The 18081-nt window shown below is 73.9% G+C and carries 14 protein-coding genes; 7 read left to right on the top strand and 7 right to left on the bottom strand.

The window, feature by feature from the left end:
- Positions 1-36: 36 nt before the first annotated feature.
- The gene (gene proC / locus POL72_RS09860; protein WP_272094800.1) at positions 37-894 is read right to left on the bottom strand and encodes a pyrroline-5-carboxylate reductase; all 858 of its coding nucleotides are present in this window, start codon (positions 892-894) and stop codon (positions 37-39) included.
- A 252-nt stretch (positions 895-1146) separates the two neighbouring features.
- On the opposite strand from proC, the gene POL72_RS09855 reads away from it, so the two are divergent.
- On the top strand, positions 1147-2640 hold the full coding sequence (locus POL72_RS09855; RefSeq protein WP_272094798.1) for a Do family serine endopeptidase: 1494 nt from the start codon (positions 1147-1149) through the stop codon (positions 2638-2640).
- A 72-nt stretch (positions 2641-2712) separates the two neighbouring features.
- On the opposite strand, the gene POL72_RS09850 is transcribed toward POL72_RS09855, so the two are convergent.
- A complete protein-coding gene (locus POL72_RS09850; RefSeq protein WP_272094797.1) occupies positions 2713-3942 on the bottom strand; it encodes a lysylphosphatidylglycerol synthase transmembrane domain-containing protein in 1230 nt (409 codons plus the stop codon).
- A 329-nt stretch (positions 3943-4271) separates the two neighbouring features.
- On the opposite strand from POL72_RS09850, the gene POL72_RS09845 reads away from it, so the two are divergent.
- The gene (locus POL72_RS09845) at positions 4272-5396 is read left to right on the top strand and encodes a 6-phosphofructokinase (protein ID WP_272094796.1); all 1125 of its coding nucleotides are present in this window, start codon (positions 4272-4274) and stop codon (positions 5394-5396) included.
- Positions 5397-5625: 229 nt separating this feature from the next.
- Positions 5626-8895 (top strand): response regulator, encoded by a 3270-nt coding sequence (locus tag POL72_RS09840; protein WP_272094795.1) that lies wholly within the window; start codon positions 5626-5628, stop codon positions 8893-8895.
- A gap of 34 nt (positions 8896-8929) precedes the next feature.
- Here POL72_RS09840 and POL72_RS09835 read toward each other — a convergent pair whose 3' ends face one another.
- Complete coding sequence (locus POL72_RS09835) at positions 8930-9406, bottom strand: cytidine deaminase (protein ID WP_272094794.1); 477 nt, start codon at positions 9404-9406, stop codon at positions 8930-8932.
- Complete coding sequence (locus tag POL72_RS09830) at positions 9403-10197, bottom strand: purine-nucleoside phosphorylase (protein WP_272094793.1); 795 nt, start codon at positions 10195-10197, stop codon at positions 9403-9405. The genes POL72_RS09835 and POL72_RS09830 overlap by 4 nt, the downstream gene beginning before the upstream one ends.
- Before the next feature lie 172 nt (positions 10198-10369).
- Here POL72_RS09830 and POL72_RS09825 point away from each other — a divergent pair, with 172 nt between their 5' ends.
- The 3 genes from POL72_RS09825 to POL72_RS09815 all read left to right on the top strand — a co-directional run bounded on the left by POL72_RS09825 (position 10370) and on the right by POL72_RS09815 (position 13298).
- Positions 10370-10750, top strand: a complete 381-nt coding sequence (locus tag POL72_RS09825; protein ID WP_272094792.1) for a hypothetical protein — start codon at positions 10370-10372, stop codon at positions 10748-10750.
- A 335-nt stretch (positions 10751-11085) separates the two neighbouring features.
- The gene (locus tag POL72_RS09820; RefSeq protein WP_272094791.1) at positions 11086-12027 is read left to right on the top strand and encodes an RNA polymerase sigma factor; all 942 of its coding nucleotides are present in this window, start codon (positions 11086-11088) and stop codon (positions 12025-12027) included.
- Entirely contained in the window at positions 12024-13298 is a 1275-nt protein-coding gene (locus POL72_RS09815; RefSeq protein WP_272094790.1) for a FecR domain-containing protein, read from the top strand. The genes POL72_RS09820 and POL72_RS09815 overlap by 4 nt, the downstream gene beginning before the upstream one ends.
- A gap of 152 nt (positions 13299-13450) precedes the next feature.
- On the opposite strand, the gene POL72_RS09810 is transcribed toward POL72_RS09815, so the two are convergent.
- Positions 13451-13756 carry a PilZ domain-containing protein gene (locus POL72_RS09810; RefSeq protein WP_272094789.1) on the bottom strand — a complete coding sequence of 102 codons (306 nt, stop codon included), beginning with the start codon at positions 13754-13756 and terminating at the stop codon, positions 13451-13453.
- A 73-nt stretch (positions 13757-13829) separates the two neighbouring features.
- On the opposite strand from POL72_RS09810, the gene POL72_RS09805 reads away from it, so the two are divergent.
- Positions 13830-14996 carry a hypothetical protein gene (locus POL72_RS09805; protein WP_272094788.1) on the top strand — a complete coding sequence of 389 codons (1167 nt, stop codon included), beginning with the start codon at positions 13830-13832 and terminating at the stop codon, positions 14994-14996.
- Between the two features lie 62 nt (positions 14997-15058).
- Here POL72_RS09805 and POL72_RS09800 read toward each other — a convergent pair whose 3' ends face one another.
- The gene (locus tag POL72_RS09800; RefSeq protein WP_272094787.1) at positions 15059-15622 is read right to left on the bottom strand and encodes a hemerythrin domain-containing protein; all 564 of its coding nucleotides are present in this window, start codon (positions 15620-15622) and stop codon (positions 15059-15061) included.
- Between the two features lie 208 nt (positions 15623-15830).
- Complete coding sequence (locus POL72_RS09795; protein ID WP_272094786.1) at positions 15831-18074, bottom strand: hypothetical protein; 2244 nt, start codon at positions 18072-18074, stop codon at positions 15831-15833.
- Positions 18075-18081 lie beyond the last annotated feature (7 nt).

The raw sequence follows: 18081 nt of genomic DNA, 5'->3' as shown, positions 1-18081 counted from the left end.
TCCAGCGATCAGGGACAGGCGCGCTCCCTGTCAGGTTCAGGTGCGGCGGAGCTTCTGCGCCATCTGGGCGCCCAGCTCGGCCGAGCGGTTGGACGCCGCCTCGACCGCGTCGATCAAGGTGCGGCGGAGGCCGCCTGCCTCCAGCGTGTGGAGCCCCGCGATGGCCGTGCCGCCGGGGCTCGTCACCATGTCCTTCAGGCGGCCCGGGTGCTCGCCGGTCTCGAGCTGGAGCTTGGCGGCGCCGTACACCGTCTGCGCCGCGAGCAGCAGCGCCGCGTCCCGGCCGAGGCCGACCTTCACGCCGCCGTCCGCGAGCGCCTCGATCATCACCATGACATAGGCCGGGCCGCTGCCCGACAGGCCGGTCACGGCGTCGAGCAGCGACTCGTCGAGCACGACGACGCGGCCGACCGCCTGGAACAGGGTCCGCGCGATCTCGACGTCCTCGCTCGTGGCGTGGCTCCCGGCGGCGATCGCCGTGGCGCCGGCGAGCGCGATCGCCGCTGTGTTCGGCATGCTGCGGATGACGCGCGCGCCCTCGGGCAGGCGCGCCTCGATGGCGTCGATCGGCACGCCGGCCGCCACCGAGATCACGACGTCCGAGCGGCCGAGCCCCGACGAGATGGGGGCGAGGATGCGATCGACGATCTGCGGCTTGACGGCGATGACGAGGACGTCGGCCCACTGGCAGAGCGCCTCGTTGTCCTCGGTGGTCTCGATGCCATAGCGCCCGCGGAGAAACGAGAGCCGCTCGCCCTTGAGATCGCTCGCGCGGATCTGCTCCGCGCCCACGGCGCCCCCCTGGACGAGGCCGCGGATGAGCGCCTCCGCCATGTTTCCGCCGCCAAGAAACCCGATCTTGCGCCCTCGCAGCAGACCCTCATCGCTCGCCATCGCTCGCCTCTCCTCCAGGAGGGCGCACCCTAGCAGCCTTGCCGAGCGCGCGGCTCAAATCTCGACGGACACCGCCGTCCGGCTGCGTGCCGCCGTGGACGGGCAGGCAGGCGCGGGGCCCGCTCGCCAGCACCGAGGCGAGCGCCCTTGTCAGCCGAGGCTGCGGCGTTATTGGTGCGGCGGAATGAACGCTGTCGCTCCCATGTTCGTCGATGGCAGGACGGGACCTTTCGACTGCCTGACGGAGATTTCATGATTCAAGCGGTTTCCTATCGTTCGCGCGCTTCGGCCCTCGCCTTGCTCATGGCAGCGGGGCTGGCCCTTGGCGGCTGCGGTCAACAGGCCCACGCCGCGCCGCCTTCCACCCAGGCCGCTGCCTCGCCGCAGGCCGCGGCGCCGCCGGTGGCGACCGTGACGCTCCCGCCGGCGACGGCGCCGGTGCCGGCCACCTTCGATGTCGCCGCCCTGTCAGAGCGGGTCAAGCCGATGGTCGTCAACATCACGACGACGCATGAGGTCCAGGGCCCCGAAGGGCTCGACCCCTTCCAGTTCTTCTTCGGTCCGCAAGGCCCGCAAGGCGGCGGCCGGCTCAACCCGCGGGGCCAGCAGCCGACCCAGACGGCGCTCGGTACCGGCTTCATCATCGACCCGAGCGGCTACGTCGTGACGAACGAGCACGTCATCCACGACGCGTCCGGCGTCCGCGTGCGGCTCGCCGACGAGCGGGAGTTCGATGCCGAGGTCGTCGGCCGCGATCCCAAGCTCGATCTCGCGCTCCTCCGCCTGAAGGGCGCGAGCGGCCTGCCTGTGGCGCCGCTCGGGGCGAGCGAGCAGCTGCGGGTCGGCGAGCACGTGCTCGCGGTCGGCAACCCCTTCGGGCTCGGCCACACGGTCACGCTCGGCATCGTCAGCGCGAAGGCGCGCGCGATCGGCGCTGGGCCGTACGACGACTTCATCCAGACCGACGCGTCGATCAACCCGGGCAACAGCGGCGGCCCGCTGTTCAACTGGCGGGGCGAGGTCGTGGGCATCAACACCGCGATCCGGGCGGGCGCGAACGGCATCGGCTTCGCGATCCCGATCGACGCGCTGAAGGACGTGCTCCCGCAGCTCCGTGAGAAGGGCTTCGTCGAGCGCGGCAAGCTCGGCCTCCTGTTCCAGCCCGTCACGCGCGATCTCGCCAGCGCGCTCCACCTGGACGGGCCTCGGGGCGCGCTCGTCGCCGAGGTCGAGCCGGGCGGCGCGGCCGCGCGCGCCGGCATCAAGCCGGGCGACGTGATCGTGAACGTGAACGGCGTCCCCATCAACCACGCCGAGGAGCTGCGGCGCAACGTGGCGCGCAACGCGCCCGGCGCCGAGATCGCGGTGACGCTGGTGCGCGCCCAGAAGCAGCAACAGGTCACGGCCAAGCTGGACGCGCTGCAAGACGAGGAGGGCGACGCGGCGGGCCGTGAGCGGCCGAGCCAGGGCGCCCGGCCCGAGCGCCAGCTGAGCGCCGAGAAGCTCGGCATCCAGGTCTCCGAGGCCCCGGGCGGCGGGGTGCGGGTCGACGGGTTCGCCTCGGGCAGCAAGGTCCAGGAGATCGAGGTGGGCGACGTGATCCTCGAGGTGAACGGCGCCCCCGTGAAGGATGTCGCCGGCCTCCGCGCGGCCATCGGCAAGCTCAAGGACGGGTCGGTCGCCCTCCTCAAGGTGCGGCGCGGGAAGCTCGTCCAGTTCGCGGCCGTGCCGATCCCCGCGCGCTGATCCTGCGCCGGGCGGGGCTGGCGCGGCTGGCGTGAGCCGGCCTGCGCCAGCCAGGCCAACCCCGTTCCCGCGTCACCCCACGCCTCGCTGCCGGTCGGCGGCGTCCTCCCCATCCAGCGGCGCCCTCCCGGCGCGCGCCGCCTCCGCGAGCGCGCGCTTCTCTGCCTCCGTCTGCTTCACGCGCTCCTCGAGCACGTCGGTGCCGAGGTAGCGGAAGACGTAGACCCCCCCGACGAACATGCAGAGGAACAGGGTGAGCACCCGCCAGAGGACGACGTACGGCACCACGAACGCGCCGTGGACCCAGGGCGACATGAGCGCGTTCGAGCCGAGCTCGGCGACGCCGCTCGCGCCTGGTGTGGGGGTCATGTAGAGCGCGAAGTTGAGCAGCGTCTGGATCAGGACGACCTGCACGATCGGCGGGCCTACCGCGACGAACGTCGAGGGCGAGGTCGGAATGCCGAGCCCGAGCAGGATGAAGTAGGCGACGGCGAACCGCGAGCAGAAGAAGCCGAACGTGAGCAGCAGGGCGGCGGCGTAGGCGCGCTTGCCGCGGCGCATGTAGATGCGGAAGCCCTGGTGGAACTCGTCCACGCTCAGCAGCAGGCGCGCGGTCGTGGCGCCGGGGGCGGCGAGCGCGGCCTCGGCGCGGGCTCGCAGCCGGGGCACGCGCCGGGCGCCCAGCAGGGCGGCGCGCAGCAGCTTCCCGAGCGGCACCGACAGCGCGCGGACGATCCCCTTGAGGAGGGGCGGGTACGCCGCCGCGGCGATCAGCGCGACGAGGGCCGAGCCGAACATCGCGACGGTGAAGATGAGCAGCCACTCGATCTGCGGGCCCGCCTGCACGACCAGCATCCCGCCCTGCTGGAGCGCGAAGATGACGAGGGCGGACAGGAGGAAGAAGGTGATCGTGCACGAGGCGGTGAGGAGCTCGGCCGTGGCCACGTCGACGAGCCGCATGCCGCCGTGCACGAGCACGGCGGCCTGCGACGGCGCCGCGCCGGCCTGCCCGGGGGTCACCCCGGCGCAGAACATCAGCACGAACTCCGAGGTCACCGCGGTGCGGAGGCGGAGCTCGGGCCAGAGGACGCGCCCGAGGCTCCAGATCCTGAGGCCTCCGAACACGCCCTCTTGCAGCGCCAGCACGGCGCCGACGAGCAGCCAGCCCGGGCGCACGTGCGCGAACGCGGCGGTGAGGCTCGCCTGCTTGTCGTGGATCTCGCTGTAGAGGACGTAAGCGAACGACGCGAGCGTCAGCGTGACGATGAGCTGGATGCCTCGGATCAGGGTGGCGCGGTTCATACAGGGGCACGCAGCCGGGGTGATCGCATGCGCACGCCCCCTATACCCTGTCGCCGGCGCTCGCGACCGTCATGCCTGCGCTCCTCCAGATCGACACCCTCCCCGCGGCGGACCCGACCACACGACGCACGCGCGCGCCGGGTGCGAAGGCCGCTTCGCGCAGGCACGCCCTCCCTCGCCGCGCTCCCTGGGCTCCTCCAGCGCGCCGCGTTCGCCGCCGTCCCCCGTCGTCGCGCCGCCGCATCGTTGCGCGCATCCGAGCCTTTCGAGGCCAGGCCGAGGAGATGTCTATTGCGTCTCCGGGGGCGGCTCGCGATGCTGCGAGCGTCATGGCGGGACGAAAGATCGCTATCAGTACCGGCGGAGGCGACGCGCCGGGGCTCAACGCTGTGATCCGCGCGGCCACGCTCGGCGCGCTCGAGCGTGGCTGGGAGGTCTGGGGGATCCGGCAGGGGTACCGCGGGCTGCTCGACGACGCTCCGGACGGGCTCATCCGCCTGGATCGCGAGCGGGTCCGGGGCATCGCGCACCTCGGGGGCACCATCCTGGGCACCGCGAACCGCGGCGATCCGTTCCACTACCCGACGCCAGGCGAGCACGGGCTCGTGCCCCGGGATCGGTCCGAGGATCTCGTGCGGCGGTTCCGCGCGGAGGGGTTCGACGCGCTCATCTCGGTGGGCGGCGACGGCTCCATGCGGATCGCGCACCAGCTGCTCCAGCGCGGGCTGCCCCTCGTCATCGGCGTACCGAAGACGATCGACAACGACGTCTGCTGCACGGACCTCACGTTCGGCTTCGACACGGCGGTCTCCATCGCGACCGAGGCGCTCGACCGGCTCCACACCACGACCGAGGCGCACGAGCGGATCATGGTCGTGGAGGTGATGGGGCGGCACGCGGGCTGGATCGCGCTCAACGCCGGGATCGCCGGCGGAGCCGACGCCATCCTGATGCCGGAGATCCCGTTCCGGTTCGAGGCGATCGCCGAGAAGATCCGCCTGCGGGAGTCGCGCGGGCGGCGCTTCTCCATCGTCGTGGCGGCCGAGGGGGCGCACGCGCAAGGGGGCGAGCTGATCATCAAGGACGCGGGCGACGCCTTCCGCCGCACCGCCGTGCTCGGGGGCGTGGCCGAGCGCGTGGCGAAGGAGCTCGCGGCCCGCACCGGCAAGGAAGCGCGCTCGATGGTGCTCGGCCACCTCCAGCGAGGCGGCGGACCCACGACGGCGGATCGCTTGCTCGCCCTCCGCTTCGGCGCGGCCGCGGCGCGCTGCCTCGTCGAGGACTGCGGCAGCGGGATGGTGGCGCTGCGAGCGAACCGGATCGAGCTCGTCCCCCTCGAGGAGGTCGCCGGCAAGACGAAGACGGTGCCGCTCGACTCGGACACGGTCGTCACGGCCCGTGAGATGGGCCTGTGCTTCGGAGACGAGGCGCCCGGCCACTTCGTCGCGCCCTGATCGGCGAGCGCGCGGCTCCTCCGCGGTCTTCCCCCTTCCCGGCAAGGGCCATGTAGGATTGTGCGGTATCGCGCCCGGCCGGGCGATTTCCGCTCGGCGCGCCGTCGACAGGATTGGCAGGCGGACGGCGACCGCGCGACCTGAGCTGCGCCGCCAGCCTCGTGTTTGACACTCGTCGAAGGGGGCCGATATCTTGGTTTCCCCTCCGAACCCGCGCACACCCCGGAACATGACGAAAGTCCTCGTATTTGAGAGCGATCCGGCGTTTGCCGGGGAGCTCCGCACGGAATTGGGCCGCCTCGGCTGCACCGTTCAGGTGGTCGACGACGGCAACGTCGGCCTGCAGGCGGCTGCGGCCGAGCGCCCTGACCTCATCCTGCTGTCGATCGAGCTGCCGCGCATGAACGGCTTCTCGGTCTGCAACAAGCTCAAGAAGGACGTGCAGCTCAAGGACGTCCCGCTCGTCATCATGTCGAGCGAGTCGAGCGAAGAGACGTTCGAGCAGCACCGGAAGCTCAGGACGCGCGCGGAGGACTACATTCACAAGCCGATCGCGTTCGGCGAGCTCCTCGAGCACATCCGCAACTATGTCCCGATCGACGGGGACGATGCGGAGGCCGATCCGATCATGATCGACGAGGCCGAGGTGCTCGAGGCCGACATCGACGAGGACTCGGGCGATCCCACGATCATCACGGCCGCCGTGTCCTCGAACGGCACGCCCGCGAGCGTCGCGCCTCCGCCCGCTGCTGCGCCGTCGGTCCCGCCGCCGGTGCCGAGGCCGCCGTCCGCCGCGCCCCCGCCGCCCGCCGCCGCTGCCCCGTCCGTGGTGCCGCCGTCCGCCGCGCCGAGGCCGCCGTCCGCGGCGCCGAGACCGCTGTCCGCGGCGCCGCCGCCTGCCGCCATACCGTCGGCGCCCCCTGTCGCCGCCGCGCAGGAGCGCGCCCGGGCGTCAGCTCCGCCGAGGCCCCCGCAGGGCGCCGCGCCGCGGTCCGACGTCCGCAAGTCGGACGAGGACATCGAGGAGTTCATCGGCGGCGCGTTCACCCGGCTGATCCGCGACGAGGAGGAGGAGCGGACCGACGTCAGGCCCTCGGTCGCGCCGTCGACGCGGACGCTGGCGCCCACGAAGACGCCCGTACCAGCCTCGGCGCCGCCGCCCGTGAGCTCGTCGCCGGTGGCCGCGTACCGGGCGCCGGTCTCCGAGCGCGGGGCCGCGTACCGGGCTCCGATCTCCGAGCGCGGAGCCGCGTACCGGGCGCCGATCTCCGAGCGCGGGCGGCTGACCCCTGCGCCGCCCGCGCCGCCTCGCTCCGACGCCGATCCGGCCGAGATCGAGCGCCTGCGTGGCGAGCTGGACAGATCCAAGGGCGAGATCGTCCGCCTCACCAAGGAAGTCGCGGCCGCGCGCGCGACCTCGCTCCGCCTCGAGGGCGAGCTCTCCTCGGCGAACGACGGCAGCCAGGAGGCGGCCCGCCTGCGGCGCGAGCTCGACGAGCTCAAGGTGAAGCTCGCGGCCGGCGGCGGCGCCGGCTCCAGGCCCGGCGGCGTGTCGAGCCGCGAGTTCCTGGATCTGCGCGAGGCGCTGAACAAGAAGGACAAGGAGATCCTCGCGCTCCGCGACCAGATGTCGCGCAAGGACAAGGAGCTGCTGGAGCTCCGGGATCAGTCGCTGTCGCTCGAGCGGGAGAAGGCCGATCAGGTCGACAGGATCCTGGAGCTCGAGCGCGCGAGCGAGGACCTCGACGGGCAGGTCGCGTCGCTCCGCGCGGACAAGGAGCTCGCCGCGAAGCGCGCCGACGACTTCAAGGCGCGCGCGGAGAAGCTGCAGGGGCAGATCGCCGCCCGCGACGCGGATCTCTCGGCGGCCCGGCAGGCGCTGATGGACGCGGAGGCGGCGCACACCGAGGCGCTGCGCGCGGCGGCGGACGAGAAGACACAAGCGATCGCCGCCGTCGAGGCCTCGGCGCAGCGCGAGCTCGAGGAGAGCGCGCAGGCGGAGCGCGAGCGCTTCGAGCAGGCGGCCGCGGGGCACCGGGCGGAGATCGAGCGGCTCAACGCCGAGCACGCCGCCCGGCGCGAGCAGCAGGCTGCCGAGCATCGCGCCGCCACCGAGAAGCTGACCGGCGAGCACGCCGCGGCGCTGGACCGCCTCCGGGCCGAGCATGCGGCGGCGGCGGAGGGGGCGAAGACCGAGCACGCCGCTGCCATGGAGGGCCTGCGGTCCGAGCACGCCGGGGCGCTCGACGCGGCGAGGCGCGAGCACGAGGCCGCCGTCGAGGCGCTGCGGCGCGAGCACGAAGCCGCGACGGAGCGGCGCGACCGGGAGCACGCCGCTGTGCTGGACACGGCGCGCAGCGAGCACGCCGCCGCGCTGGACACGGCGCGCAGCGAGCACGCCGCTGCGCTGGACACGGCGCGCAGCGAGCACGCCGCCGCTCTGGAGCGCGCGCAGGCGGAGCACGCCGCCGCGCTCCAGGGGACTCGCGCCGAGCACGCCGCCGCGCTCGAGAAGCAGCAGGCTGGGCACGCGTCCGAGCTGGAGTCGCTGCGGGGCGAACACGCGTCCGCGCTGGAGGCGCTGCGGGGCGAGCACGCGTCCGCGCTGGAGTCGCTGCGGGGCGAACACGCGAGCGCCGTCGAGGCGCTCCGGAGCGAGCACGCGGACGAGATCGGACGGCGGGATCGCGAGCACGCGAGCGCGCTGCAACGCCTCCAGACCGAGCACGCGCGCGCCCTCGAGGGGCAGGCCGAGGAGCACGCGCGGGCGGTCGCTCAGCAAACGGAGGAGCACGCGCGGGCGCTCGCGGCCGCGCGAGAGAGCTTCGCAGCGCAGCTCGCGGCGCGGGAGCGCGAGCTCATCGAGGAGCGCGAGCAGGCCGTCCGCGACGCCGAGCAGGCCCACGCGAAGCGGGTGGCCGAGCTCGAGGAGCGCGCCGCCGAGCGGCAGGCGCAGCTCGAGGCCGCGCACGCGCAGACGCTCGCCGACACGCGCGCGGCGCACCAGGCCGAGACCGCCGAGCGGGAGGCCGCCTGGGCGGCGCAGCGGCGCGAGCTGGACGAGGTCGCCCGCGGCCTCTCCACCGAGCTCGGGCAGGCGCGCAGCCAGATCGCGAACCTCGAGGCCCGGACGCAGGAGCTCGATCAGCAGCTGGAGCAGCGCGCAGGCGAGCTCTCCGCGGCCGCCGCGGAGCGCGAGCGCTTGCTGGGCGAGCTCGCCGAGCGGGCGCAATCCATCGAGGCGCTCCAGGGCCGGCTCGCCGAGGCCGACCGGCGCGGGAGCGAGCTCGGCGCTCAGCTCTCGCAGCGGACCGAGGAGCGCGACACCCTGCGGGCGCACGGCGAGCAGCTCACCGAGCATCTCGCCGTCGAGCGCGCCCGCCTGCAGAAGGCACGCTCGAAGTGGGGCGAGGACCGCGTCTCGCTCGAGCGCGCGCGGGAGGCGCTCGCCGCGGCGCTGTCGCAGATCGATCAAGCCGAGGCGCTCTCGATCGAGTGAGCCCTCGGCGCTCCCTGGAGGGCGCTCGGGGCGATCAGCGCGAGAGCGCGGCCGCCCCGAACGCCTCGGGGAGCAGCGCCGACAGCGAGGTGGTCCGCGGCGGCACGCCGTCGGCCTCGGCGGCGATGAGGCGGATCGGGAGTTCCACGGCGAACTCCGCGAGGGTCTGCCGGCACATGCCGCACGGGCTCCCGAGCACGGGCCCGCTGGTGGCGACGGTGAGCGCGATCGGATCGCGCTCGCCGGCCGCGACCATCTGCACGATGGCGGAGCGCTCCGCGCAGATGGTGAGCCCGTACGAGGCGTTCTCGACGTTGCAGCCGGTGAACACGCGGCCGGATCGCACGACGATCGCCGCGCCCACCCGGTAACTGGAGTACGGCGCGTGCGCCCTCGTCCGGACGGCGAGGGCGGCCCGGTCGAGCGCGTCCCAGTCGATCGCCTGCGCCGCCTCGGGGGAGGCGGGCGCGTCGCCGGCGTCGTGGCAGGCGTCGTGCGGAGCGCGGCTCACGACGCCGAGCTCCCGGCCGCGACGTCGGCGCCTACGCGGCGGACCCACGCCGAGAGCAGCGCCGTGAACCGGGCGCGCGCCTCTCGGGCCGTCTCCTCGACCTCCTTGTGGTCGAGCTCGCGCTTGGTCAGCCCCGCGGCGAGGTTCGTGACGCACGAGATGGCCGCGGCCGGCACGCCCATGTGCCTGAGCGCGATGATCTCCGGGACCGTGCTCATCCCGACCGCATCGGCCCCGAGCGTGCGCAGCATGCGGATCTCGGCGGGCGTCTCGTACGTCGGCCCGAGCAGCGCGGCGTAGACCCCCTCGCGCAGGGCGACGCCCGCGTCGTCCGCCGCCGCCCTGGCGAGCTCGATCAGCCGCGGATCGTGCGCGTAGGTCATGTCGGGGAAGCGCTTGCCGAGCGCCTCGTCGTTCGGCCCGACCAGCGGGTTCGCTCCCATCAGGTTCAGATGATCGGTGAGCAGCATCAGGTCGCCGGCGGCGAACCCCAGGTTGATGCCGCCGGCCGCGTTCGTCAGCAGCACGGCGCGACAGCCGAGCCGGGCGAGCACCCGCACGCCGAACACCACCTTCGCCAGCGGGTGCCCCTCGTAGAGGTGCGCGCGCCCCTGCAGGCAGGCGACCGGCACGTCCCCGACGCGGCCGGCGCAGAGGAAGCCGGGGTGCCCGGCGACGGCCGGCCGGGGCATGCCGGGGAGGTCCGCGTAGGGCACCTTCACGAGCTCGGCGAGCTCGTCGCCCCAGCCGCCGAGCCCTGATCCCAGCACCACACCGACGCGCGGAGGCACTGGAATTCGTTCACGAATGACGCGCGCGGCTTCGTCGAGCTCAGGCAGGAGGGTCACCGCGACAAGCTACCCCAGGGCCGCGCAAAGGGTAAACGTCGCAGCGTAAACGTCGCAGATGCACGACGGCGCCGCGCGTGATAGGGTCGCCGCCCTTTCGGGGCAAGTGACGACGATGGGTACCAAGATCGAAGATTTCTTGAAGGAAAAGAAGATCGACCCCCGCCGCATCATCGCGGCGTCGGTGAAGATCGAGCGGCTGCAGCCGGAGGATCGGGCGATCCGCCTGACCAAGCGGCTGGCGCGTGGCAGCGAGGACGCCGCCAAGAAGAAGGAGGCGGCCGGGACCAAGAAGCCGCGCAGCGGTCGTCCCGTGACCGACCGCACGCTGAGCGCCGCGCTGCAGGGCAAGCCGATCAGCGGCCCCGCGAAGACGCGCGTGCTTCGCGCGGTCAACCGGCTCCTCGAGCAGAAGAAGCAGGAGAAGGTCGAGCTGTCGGCGCTCTTCGACCTGCCGAAGAAGGGCGGCGCGGCGGGGGCCGAGGCCGCGGGCTGAAGCCGACGGGGACGACCCGGACGGCGCCGTGATCTCTCGACTCACCCGGCTGGAGCGCTCGTTGGCCTGAGGCCGGCGCGGGCTCCAGCCGGGCTTTTTTGTCAGGGGCTGAAGGCGCTCGCTACACGCGATCGCGGCGGCGGGAGCCGAGATCGAGCAGGTCGGCGGCGACGAGGGCCACGGTCAGCGATACGGCGATGAAGATCATGCGCCGGAAGGTCGCGCCAATGTGGCTCAAGGAACAACTTTTCTGCGTTCGGCGTAACCGCCGCCCGGGTGGGGGCGGCCGTGCGGCGCCATGAATGATCCGGCGGCTCGGCGCATCAGAGCCCTCCGTGCATACCGTGGCGGTCGAGACGGGGGCGCTGTGGGTGCACCTCTCGCGGTCGTTCTTCCCTGGTGACACGGCTGCGCCGGACGGCCGTGGCGACGACCTGCCCGAGTGCGCTGCCAGAGACGCCCACGCGGCGCTCGACGTCGCGTTTGCGGGCGGTGACCGCGCTCGTCGTCCGGCGCTCGTCGTCTCTCCGTCGAGCTCCATGAGCGCCGAGGGGGCGGGTAGGCTTCCGCAGGTGACCGAGCCCGACGACGGGGGCGAGTGGATACGCCGCTTCCAGAGCGGTGACCCGACGGCGTTCGCAGAGATCTTCCGCCGCTACCGCCGCGACGTCGCGCGGCTCGTCTTCAGGATGCTCGGGCCGACCGCCGACGTCGAGGACGTCATCCAGGAGGTGTTCATCCAGGTGCACCGGAGCCTGGGCGACTTCCGGGGGCAATCGAAGTTCACGACGTGGCTCCACCGGGTGACGGTCAATGCCGTGCTGATGGCGCGGCGCGCTGCCCGCTGCCGGCCGGTGTTCGTGGGCGAGCTCGGCGTCGATATCGAGGTGGACCGCGGCATGCTCCCGGACGAGGACGCCGCTCGCGCTCGCAGGATCGACGCCTTTCGGCGGGTGCTGGAGCGCCTGCCCGAGAAGAAGCGGGTCGTCTACGTCCTGCACGAGCTCGAGGGGATCCCGCCGACCGAGATCGCCGAGATCGTCGGCGCGCCGGTCCTGACGGTGCGGACGCGCCTGTTCTATGCGCGCCGCGAGATCGAGGCGATGATGCGCGCCGAGCCCGCGCTCGCCCAGCTCGCCGCCGAGCTGGCCGAGGGCGGCGCGGACAAGCCGGACGGCGCCGGTCCGGCAGCGGCGCGCGCGCGCGTTTCCGTGGGGGGCGCCGCCGTGGGATATCCCGCGGCGGATCCATCGGCTGTCGACGCGGAGGACGCATGAGCGGCGCAAAGCACTACGATCGGGCACGCGAGCACATGGAGCGGTTGCTCCGCGCCGAGGAGCCGCCCGAGCCGCGCTGGGAGACGATCGAGCGCGAGCTGTTCGCGCGGATCGAGCGGGCCGCTCCTGTCCACCGCGCCGCGCCGCCGCAGCGCTCGCCGCTCGGGCGCGCGCTCGGGTTCGCGGCGGCGGCGGCGGCCATCGCGTTCGCGGTCCTCGCGGCCGGGCGGTCCGCCCCGCCCGTCACGGCGACGTCGACGCCGCCGCGCGCCCGCGATCTCGCCGAGGTCCCCGCGGCAGCCGGCGGCGACCAGGCGTCCGGCGACCTGGACTTCCGCGCCCTCCGGCCTGGCGACTCCATCGAGACCGCTGACCACGCGGTCTCCTTCGTCGACGTCGGCTCGGTGCGCTGGACGCTCCTGCCGGACAGCCGCGCCGTCGTGCGCGCCGTGGGCGCGGCGGGGGTCGGCCACGTGATCTCGCTCGAGCGGGGCTCGGTGCGCGCCGACGTCGTCACGCGCGCGCCCGAGGAGGGGCTCGTCGAGGCGTTCGCCGTCGAGGTGGACGGCACCCGCGTCGCGGTGCACGGCACGCTCTTCACCGTGACCCGGCTGGAGGGCCGCGTGGAGGTCGACGTGGAGCACGGCACCGTCGCGGTCGGCCCCGCGGCGTACCGCGGCGCCACCACCGCGCACCTCCTCGTCGGCCCGTCGCGCGGCACCTTCTCGCTCGACGGCGGCCGCGAGGCGCGCCTCCTCGATCGCCCCGCGCCGCAGGGCGGCGCCGCCGAGGTCGCGCCGCCGGAGCCGGCGCCTGCACCTGCTCCGCCCCAGCCGGCCATCGGCGCGCGTCCGCCGGGCGGAGCCGCTCTGGCCCCGGCGGTCGTGGCTCGCGCGGAGGAGCCCGTCGCTCCGTCGGTCGCCGAGCCGAATGCGCCGCTGTCGCCGCTGACGACCGAGCCCCCGCCTGCCCTCGCGCCGCCGGTCCCGGAGGCGCAGGAAGCACCTAGCCCGCCGGCGCTCACGCCGGCCTCCGTGCAGTCGCTGCTCTCGAGCTGCTTTGCGCGAGAGAGCGCGGGCAGCAGGTCCTCGGTCCGCCGCTCGATCGTCTCGACGCTGCACGTCTCCGTGCGCCCCGACGGCAGCGTCGCCGCCCTGCGCTTCAACCCGCCGCTCCGCCCGGCGCTGCAGTCCTGCGCCGAGGGCCTCTACCGAGGTCGCTTCGCCGGAGGCTCGAGGCAGCTCGACATCCCCCTGACCATCGACGACTGAGCGGCGGCCACCCGCTTCGGAGACGGGCCCATCTCGACGTTTTCGGTGCTCGGCGCACTCGAGTGCGCCTGCGCGCCGAAAACGCCGATCTGGACCCGTCTCCTGTGCGGGTGACCGCCGCTCTAGAGCGAGCCTAGCTCTAGACTGCCGCTCTAGAGCGAGCCTAGGAGCTGCGTGAGCGCGTAGGTTTCTCTCGCGCCCATCACGCCGAACTGCACCCCCATCCCCTCGGGGGTGGTCCATCGTACAACCGACGGGATCACGGCGGCCTGCTTCAGTCCTTGCAGGGACAGCAGCACCTCGACGGTCGCGCCGAAGGGAGCCGGCGAGCTCGTCTCGATGAACATCCCGCCGAGGCTTAGGTCGCGGCATATCGCGTCGACGCGCGGGCCGTCACCGATCCGGAACGCGATCGAGAGCTCGATTTGCTTGCGCGGGTGCTTCCGGTGATCTCGCACGTTCCTCGCTGGCTAGCTGCGCGGCGCTGAGGCGCGCCGCGTGGGGTATTCTGGAGCGCAGAGGAGACGATCAATGTCGCGAGCCGAGAGCGTCGCTGTCAAGCGCCGGGAGCCGCACTCGAGTTCTTCTTCGAGTCGCTCGAGTCGCTCGAGCAAAAGCGGCAGCAGCAGCACCCCCGCGGTCGCGTCGTCCACGAGGGCCGACGCGGGGGCGCGCCGCGGCTGGAAGCGGCACCTCGAGGGCTGGGAGCCGGGGCTCGTGGCCGTGTTCATCGCGGGCTCGGCCGCGGTCCTCGCCGTGCCGCGGTCGGTCGAGCCGGCCGAGCTGCCGCTGCCGCTCGCGGACGCGCGAGCCCTCGCGCGCGTGCGAGACGCGGACATCACCCGCGCTCGCGAGGCCGAGGAGCTCGGGCTCGACACCGAGGTGCGCGAGCTCGGCTCCGCCGTCCGCGCGTTCGGGCTCGTGGACGCCGACGCGGATCATACCGAGGCCGAGCTCCTGGCCGCGCGCGCGCGCGTGAGCGGCGCCGTGGGTCCCGCCCTCGCCCAGGGGGACGAGGCGGTGCTCCGGCTGCGCGCCTACCAGCTGAGAGCGTTCGTGCGCGAGGTGCGCCGCTTCGAGGCGACAGGCGAGGAGTCCGACGAGCTGCGCGAGCTCGGCGGCGACTTCGTCGGGCTGCTCCGCCGAAACGCCTGGCTGGAGCAGGGGGAGGCGCAGCGCGGCGGCGGGGAGGGGGCCCGCCGCGTCGCCATGGATGGCGTCGTGCTCGGCGTGCTCTTCAAGAAGCGCTGGAGCGCCATCGTCGGCGTCCAGCGAGATCCGCTCGCCCCGGCGCTCGACGAGGAGCGCGCGCTGTTCAAGTTCTTGCTCGCGCACCCGACCGTCGCCGCGAGGAGCGCGCAGGCCCTTCCTGCTCCTCCCGACGAGGAGACGGCGGCGCGTCTTGAGCAGGCGGGCGGCTCGGGGCCGCGCGCGCCCGCGGCGGCGATCCGCGCAGCGGAGGCGCGGCGCGCCGAGGAGCAGTATCGCCTGAAGAAGATCGACGAGATCGCTGCGCTCGACCCCTCCTATCCCAGGCACCTCGCCCGCGGCGTCACCCTCTATCGACTGGGGAGCTTCATGCAATCGGCGGAGGCGTTCCGCAGCCACCTGGACCAGCACCCCGACGGGGCGCACACGCTTCGAGCGCAGAACTACCTGCGCGCCGCGCTCGAGCGCGCGCGCGAGGAGCAGTTCTAGGAACGGTCTCCAGTCGACCGCGCCGAGCGATCGCGGCCGCGACGCATCCCCCGGGGCGGGTGCTACGGGCCCCTGCGCATCCCGCCCGGGCGGTAGGGTCGCCCGCTGATGCCCTTGGCCGGGTTGCCTTGCCCGCCGCGCCCTCGGCGCGTCTCCATCTCGTTCCAGATCCCCTGCTTGGCCGAGGCCTGCAGGAACCGGCGAGCGGCCGGAAATACCTCCTGCTCCTCGCACTCGACGTGGCGATGGTGCGCGACGCGCAGGTCCTCGATGAGCTGGGGGATCGTCTCCACGGCCTCGGGGCCGCCGTCTCTGTCGATCGCGGCGCGCAGCGCGTCGATCGCGCGCTGTTGCGCCTTGTGCTCCTGCCGGAGACGCTCGAGGGTCGGCGCGATCGCCTCGAGCACCGCGAGCCGCGGGTACAGCGAGCGCTCCTCGTCCTCGCGATGCCGGCTCATCGACCGCTCGAAGTAGGACACCACGCTGGAGAGACCCTCGAGCGCGGCGGCGCGCCCGCGCGGCTCGCTGAGCGCCCGCGCGGCGCGCGCGAGATCGTTCAGGTTCTCTTCCAGGCTCCGGTGAGCGGCGGTGAGCTTCTCGAGCGGATCGTTCCGGTCATCGGACATTCATCGATGATCGAACGACAAGGCGCACGCGTGGAAGCCCTTTATTCCTTCCACGCGCTGTTGGCGCGCAGCGTCGCGCGCTCCGCGCGCCAGTAGCGCTCCGCGTCGCGCGCTCCGCGCTGGTCATCCGACCAACTCGCCACCTGACCAGCGGAGACCCCATCGCACATCCGGCGCCGGCCATCCCGCGCGGGATCGCTGGCGCGCTCTACGGAAGGCCCGCGTTGCGGGGCAGATCGAGGTGCAGCACGGGCGCAAGCATCTCGCGCGCGAGGTGCACCTCGAGCAGGTCGATCACGGGGCTCTTCGACACCGCGCGGAGACGCTCGTCCGCGCCGGCATCCCCCGCCGCCTTCCTGGCCATCGCCGTGTAAAATTGCGCCTCCACCCGCTGCGCCGCGCTCCGGGCGAGCCTGCCGAGATCCGCGTCGTTGAGCCCACCGTTCGCCCAGGCCGCGAGCTTCCCCGTCCAGGACGCGCGGCTCGTCGCGCTGTCCAGCGCGCGGCCCGCGGTGCCGTCGGTCGCGACGCCGAGGGCGCGCTCCAGCAGCAGGACCCAGAGCCCGCCGTAGACGAGATCCTCCTCGTCCACGTTCGCCTCGAGGCCGCGCTTCAGCGCGCGCCGCGCGGCGGGGAGATCGCGCTCCACGAGCGCGCGCCCCACGGCGTCGAGCATCGTGGCGCCGAGCTGCGGCGGCTCGGCCGCGACCAGGGCGAACGCCCGGTCGTACGCCCGGGTCGCGCCCTTCTCGTCGCCATAGCCGTCGAGGATGCGCCCGAGCAGCCGCTCCGTCCGCGCCTTCGCGCCGGGATCCCGGGCGCGCTGCCGGGTGTCGAGCGCGGCGGCGAGCGCCGCGTCGAGCGACTCCTTCGCCCGGTCCTGCGTGCCAGCGTCGCGGTGGAGCTCGAACGCGAGCAGGTGCGCCTGGATGATCTCGAGCGGCGCGCTGCGCGCGTCCGGCGCGCCCAGCGCCCGCCGCACGTCCTCGAGCGCGGCCTGGGGCTCGCCGGACTGCCGCTCGGCCATCGCGAGCAGCGTGAGCCCGTTGACCGTCGGCTCGGCCGCCGTCGCCGCGCGGAGCAGCGGCAGCGCGGCCACGAGGTTGCCAGCGCGCAGCTCGACCGACGCCATGAGGGAGCGGACGCGCGCGCCCGACGGATCGAGCGCGCCGCCGCCGCGCGCCGCCTGATCGGCGAGCACGAGCAGCGGCCCCGCCGCGTTGTAGGTGCGCCGGGCCGCCTCGAAATCGTCGTTCGACGCCTCCTCCGAGAGCGCGCTCAGCACGAGCCCGAGCGCGGCGCCGAGCGCGCCGGGGCTCGGCCGATCGCCGAGCGCGCCGGCGATCACGAGCGGCGTCGCCTCGGACATGCCGAGGCGGATCATCACCTGGGAGAGGAGCGTGGCGCTGTCGTAGTTCAGCGGGTCGCGCCGGTAGGCCTCGAGGGCCGCGCCCCAGATCGCCCCGTCGAGCAGATCCTGCCGCATCCCGGTCTCCGCGTCGCGCTCCTGCGCCTCGTGCTGCGCGAAGGCGGCGGCGAGCGCCTGCCACGAGACCGCGTCGTCGTCGGTGGCGGCGGCCTTGAGCCGCTGGTAGAGGCCCGGCGGGATCACCCGGCGCACGCTCGTGCGGTCGATCTGGTCGATCGCGCCCTTCGCGTCCCCGAAGCGGAGGAACAGCGCCGCCAGGCTCGCGCCGCCCGACTCCAGCGCGCGCGCCGCCTCGACCGCCTCCTCGCGCTCCGGCCTCGCGCCGCCTTGCCGGTACTCGATGTTGAACTCGATCGCCCGATCGATCCACGCCACGGTGGCGGCGGCCGCGCGCTGGATGGACTCCGCGCGGCCGTCGACGAGGGCGCGCGAGACGGCCGCGCGCTGATCCGCGCCGAGCTGCTCGAGCGGCCCGCCGGTGCGCGTCTCCTTCATCCATTGCTCGAGCGCGGCGAGGTGCTCGTCGCTCTCGGCGCGGGCCCGGCTCCCGCTCGGCAGCGCGGCGGAGCGGAGCTCCATGAGGGCCCGCACCCGCCCCTCGTCGCCGCGCGGGCTCAGCCGATCGATCGCGCCGGCGATGGCGCGCTCGCCCACGGCGTCGATCATCTCGGCGCGCCCCTCGCCTGGACGGACGAGGGAGAGCGCACCGAGGACGCTGTCGACGGCCCGGTCGGGCTGCCCCGCGTTGAAGCGCCCCGCGGCGTGCGCGAGCTGCCTGCGGACCACGCCGATGAGCAGGCCGGTGCGCTGCGGGCTCTGCTTGCCGTCGCGCACGATCGTGTACAGGCTGGCGGAGAAATCGGCGTCGCGGACCTCGACGGCAGCGACGCGGCCCTCGGCGCCTGGCGGCCCCTTCGCCCCCGGCGAGCCAGAGGCCGCGCAGGCGACGGGAGAGAGCGCGAGGGCGAGCGCGGCGAGACCCCGAGCGAGACGGCGCCGAGGGAACAGGGGCGGCAGCGACATTGCGAGC

It is taken from the genome of Sorangium aterium, from assembly GCF_028368935.1.
Taxonomy (GTDB): Bacteria; Myxococcota_A; Polyangia; order Polyangiales; family Polyangiaceae; genus Sorangium; species Sorangium atrum.
Note: the sequence above shows the minus strand (reverse complement) of the source record. Positions and strands in the feature narration are given on the sequence as shown.